The organism is bacterium, assembly GCA_040755795.1.
Classification (GTDB): Bacteria; UBA9089; CG2-30-40-21; order CG2-30-40-21; family SBAY01; genus JBFLXS01.
Window position 1 is genome coordinate 1 of record JBFLXS010000338.1, and the last position, 4,547, is coordinate 4,547.

General features: G+C 37.1%; 6 protein-coding genes. 4 read left to right on the top strand and 2 right to left on the bottom strand.

The window, feature by feature from the left end; all coding sequences use genetic code 11:
* Positions 1–182 precede the first annotated feature (182 nt).
* Positions 183–485, bottom strand: a complete 303-nt coding sequence (locus AB1414_16105) for a hypothetical protein (GenBank protein MEW6608943.1) — start codon at positions 483–485, stop codon at positions 183–185.
* Positions 486–657: 172 nt separating this feature from the next.
* On the opposite strand from AB1414_16105, the gene AB1414_16110 reads away from it, so the two are divergent.
* On the top strand, positions 658–1,866 hold the full coding sequence (locus AB1414_16110) for an ISAzo13 family transposase (protein ID MEW6608944.1): 1,209 nt from the start codon (positions 658–660) through the stop codon (positions 1,864–1,866).
* Here AB1414_16110 and AB1414_16115 read toward each other — a convergent pair.
* A complete protein-coding gene (locus tag AB1414_16115) occupies positions 1,852–2,250 on the bottom strand; it encodes an Rpn family recombination-promoting nuclease/putative transposase (GenBank protein ID MEW6608945.1) in 399 nt (132 codons plus the stop codon). The two genes, AB1414_16110 and AB1414_16115, sit on opposite strands and share 15 nt — an antisense overlap.
* Positions 2,251–2,858: 608 nt before the next feature.
* Between AB1414_16115 and AB1414_16120 the strand changes: the two genes are divergently transcribed.
* Genes AB1414_16120 through AB1414_16130 form a run of 3 tightly spaced genes read left to right on the top strand, consistent with a single transcriptional unit; the run spans position 2,859 to position 4,440 of the window.
* Complete coding sequence (locus AB1414_16120; GenBank protein MEW6608946.1) at positions 2,859–3,101, top strand: zinc ribbon domain-containing protein; 243 nt, start codon at positions 2,859–2,861, stop codon at positions 3,099–3,101.
* The gene (locus AB1414_16125) at positions 3,089–3,349 is read left to right on the top strand and encodes a PQQ-binding-like beta-propeller repeat protein (GenBank protein MEW6608947.1); all 261 of its coding nucleotides are present in this window, start codon (positions 3,089–3,091) and stop codon (positions 3,347–3,349) included. Before AB1414_16120 ends, AB1414_16125 begins: the two co-directional genes overlap by 13 nt.
* Before the next feature lie 2 nt (positions 3,350–3,351).
* On the top strand, positions 3,352–4,440 hold the full coding sequence (locus AB1414_16130; protein ID MEW6608948.1) for a hypothetical protein: 1,089 nt from the start codon (positions 3,352–3,354) through the stop codon (positions 4,438–4,440).
* The last annotated feature ends 107 nt before the right edge of the window (positions 4,441–4,547 follow it).

Sequence of the window (4,547 nt, forward strand, 5' to 3'; positions counted from 1 at the left end):
ACTATTATCGGCAGAAAACCATTTTAAGATAATACTTCTTAATATAAAAAACCTGAAATATAGGCTTAAATTTACTCAAAATAAAATTAATGACTTCTAATTAAGGAGTATCGAAATCAGCGTTAAATATCTCCCTCTCAGGATTATTTAATCCTACTTGCCATCCCTCTTAACCCCATTTCTTAGGCCAATTTATCCCTCAAATTTAAGGGAAATTTATTGACCAAAATTACAAAATATCTCTCATACCTTTTTCTTTCTTTCGTACTCATCTTGAGAATGTCAAGCTTTTCTTTGGCTTTCTTTATATTCTTTGATTTAAAATCATCTCTTATGCTTTCATGCTTTAAAAAATATATCCATTCATCCAGATCGCTCTGGATGACATCCTCAAACTTTTCTACTTCTATGAGATAATATTCTGGATATATATCTTTAGTTTCTATGGTGATTATTGTTTCTTTATCTTTCTTCCTTAAAATCAATGGGTTTTTGGTATGTATTCCCCTAAATTCCGTATGTCCATAATATACATAATCATCTACCTTTTCGCCTAAGGTAAAATATAATATACTAAGAGATTGTCATAGAATAAGTATAACAACTTATGTGAAATTATACTTGACAGTATAGAGTGTTCTGTGCTATAATTCAAGCATGAATACACATTTAATCAAAGAGCGATTTAAAGCCTTGGAACCCTTTCTTAATGAGCGACTTCGCAGGATTGTCGCTGCAGCGGAAGCTACAGCCATAGGGTATGGGGGCATTTCCAGAGTCTCTCGCGAGACCGGGGTTTCGCGGCGTGCTATTACATTGGGTCATAAGGAACTCAAATACCCTAATAAATTCAAAATAGTCGGAAATCGGATCCGCAAGGAAGGCGGTGGGTGCAAGCGCAGCGTAGACAAGGATTCCACTCTCAAACAGGATATTGAAAGTCTGGTCGAACCCGTTACCCGGGGAGATCCAGAATCACCCTTACGATGGACATGTAAAAGTGTCCGCAAATTGTCTGATGAGCTCAAGCGAATGAGGCATAAAGCCAGTCATAACTTGGTCGCAGAACTCTTACGCGAAATGGGCTACAGCCTTCAAGCCAATAAGAAGACATTAGAAGGAGCGTCCCATCCCGACCGCAATGCTCAGTTTGAGTACATTAATGAGAAAGTCAAAGATTATCAGGCCGTTGGACAGCCTGTGATTTCCGTTGACACCAAGAAAAAGGAATTGGTTGGTAATTTCAAGAATGTCGGCAAGGAATTTTGCCCAAAAGGACAGCCGCAACCAGTTCGAGTTCATGATTTTATGATTCCGGAGCTGGGAAAGGTTTCTCCTTATGGTGTGTATGATCTAAGCCAAAATGTTGGCTGGGTCAATGTGGGTATTGACAATGATACCTCTGTGTTCGCGGTGGAGAGTATCCGCCAATGGTGGTATTCGATGGGGAAAGTGACATACCCGGAAGCTAAACAGTTGCTGATCACTGCCGATAGTGGCGGCAGTAACGGTTATCGGGTAAAACTCTGGAAACTGGAATTACAGAAACTGGCGAATGAAACGGGGCTATCCATTTCGGTTTGCCACTTGCCGCCTGGAACCAGCAAGTGGAACAAGATTGAACACCGCTTGTTCTCGTTCATCAGTCAGAATTGGCGTGGAAAACCCTTGGTGAGTCACGAGGTCATTGTGAATCAGATCGCCGCTACGACAACCAAAGAGGGACTTCAGGTTCAATGCCAGCTTGATACCAATTCGTATCCGACAGGAATCAAGGTATCGGATGAAGAGATGACCAATATCAATATCCAGAAGGATTCATTTCACGGCGAGTGGAACTACACTATCTCTTCAGCTTTTGCCTGAAGATGTTACAGTTATTTCATGACAATGCCTAACAGAGATTACCTTCTTTATCTTTTTATAAGGCTCTCCAATCTTCAGGTTTTCTACTATCAGCTTGGATGCTCCATATAAGAGCCGCTCAAGATAATGAATCTCCCTTTCATTTTGTATCTCTATTATGATGTATTCACCTTTATCATCAACAGTGAGCAAATCTACCCGGTTAAACTTATCGGTTTCATCCTCACGGTTCGATTCACTTTCCAGTAAATTTATTATTGTTATATCCTTTTGGAGGAGTGCGGTCAGGAACCCCTCTAATATATCGAAGTTAGATTTATCCCGCAGGATATATTTTGCCGCCCAATCGAATCTTATAAGCCTTTTTTCCTTTATTTCTTGCATCTTGTTGTTGCCTCCTTATTCTCAAATCAAATTATAATATAAACTTAACTTTTTGTCAACAACTTTTTAAGAGGGTTTGTGATTCAGACACTGGACTTTGGCACAGAGAATATATTAGGAAAGTGTGTAAAAAAGGGGATAATGGAGATTTTGGGAATGTGGGGATAAAATGGATAACAAAAAATCTCCATATCTTTCTTATCCCCATATCCCCTAATCTTACACCTTTTTGGCTCCCTTGATTCTTTTGTTTGATGTCTATGGTTTACTGTCTGAATCACCCAGCAATTCTCGGTGAAAATTAAAACCGTAATTTAATAAGGGTTGAGGGGTAGGGGAAAAATATTTTTCGCCAACTTTTTTTATTTTTTGGAGTGCGAAAGTGCCAGAGATGCTATCTCTTTGCTTTCGCTTTTTTCTGCAAAAGCCCGAAAGCGGTAGCAAGCTACCGCACTCCAAAAAGTAGCAAGTCACCGCACTCCATAACAATTCACCGAGAATTGCTGTTCGCTAAAGTTTTTTCTTGACAAATTGAATAGAACTTAGTATAATATTTCAAAAATAGGTTAAAAAAGGGAGGGAAGTAAATCAAAGGAGATGTGTATTCGATGTATAAATACCCTTATATTAATTGTGATAAAGAACTTGAGCCTGCACCAAACTTTTGCCCCTCTTGCTATGAAAAGATTATTATCTGTCCAATCTGTAGAACTACAAACAGGAATTTAGCTACATTCTGCCATAAGTGTGCCAGGGAATTACCAGAAAGCCCGGATTATAAGATGTACAAAGCCAATCCTCAACTTACTGGTTTCTCTCCAGTGAATCCCCCCCAGAAATTGAAAGATTAAAACTACAATGGTCAAAAAAGCTGGATAGAGCTGAAGTTTTTTCCTCTTTAATTACTGCCTATGGCTATATCTTTGTCTGTTCAAAGGATGGTACAGTTCATATCCTTAGACAATCTAATGGAAAAGAAGTTTGTACCATTTCTCTTGAAGAACCTCATGAAACAATTCAGACCCCTGCTATCTTTAATAAAACACTTTTTGTGGCCTCATCAAAGTCTCTAAAAAATACCTCAATAGGAGGTTATTGAATATGTCTAAAAGATGTTTATGTGAGCAATGGGAATATAAAGAAGATGATAAATATTGTAGTAATTGTGGAATGAAATTAATCAGTATGCGAGTTGAACCAGATAAATGGGTGTTTTGCCACCAGGATGATTTGGAGAGGATTGGTGTTCCTAAAATAACTAATGAGGGAGTAAGTAGATTAAATGTAAATTTAACTTTAGAAAAGAAAAGTGAAGAACCAGACTGGCTAAACATAACAGAATCCCATTTTGAACTTGAGGGTGGAAAATCAAAGCATCTACCTATTACTTTTGATTTGAAAGCGTTGGATAGTCAGAGAGATTATGAAAGGAAAATAATTATTGCGTCTAATGAACCTAATCCAAAGCATCCCTTCCTCCTGTTTAAGGTAGAACAAGCACCTAAATCTGAAATCTTAACACAATCTCCATTAGATTTGGGAGAGGTGGTAATTGGAGAGACAAAGAGGGACGTTATTCGAATAAAAAATATAGGAGGGGGGATATTAGAAGTCGGACATCCTGAAATCTCACCTAAGCTGGGAAATTTGATATGTATTCAGGAAGGGATTAAAATTTATAAAGGAGAAATTGGTGAAATTGAAATTATGATTAATCCTAAAGGATCCGACCTGGAATCTAAGGGTTACGAAGGGGAGATAAAGTTCAATTTTAATAAGATTAATGAGACACCAAGTATATTAGTAAAGGTATCACTTGAAAGACCTCCACAACTTAGAATAGAACCCCGGGTTATTGAATTCAGAGGTAAATGTCAAATAGAAAAAGGAACAGATAAAATGTTTAATCTCAAATTAGTAGAAAAAAGTAAGACATTTGAAATTAAAAATATTGGTGGAGGAGAATTGAGAATTGAGAAGATTGAAATAGAGGAACCAGAAAAGGATTGGATAGAATTTAAAGACAATATGCCCAATAAGAAAATCTTGAAAAAAAATGAAACAAAATCTATTACCGTAGAGGTGAAGATTGATAAGATACAAAAAACTGAGGATTCTGATAAAGTCAAAATTGTGGCAAATAACAATCAAATAGAATATCTGATGATAAATCTTAACCTAAGTTCATGACTCAAAAAATTAAGTTGTGTAAAATCAATGAGTTACAACTTCAGGAAATCGAATTTTGGCACTACAGATTTAAACTTTTCATAAGATCACCTTTATTGTTTTGCCAG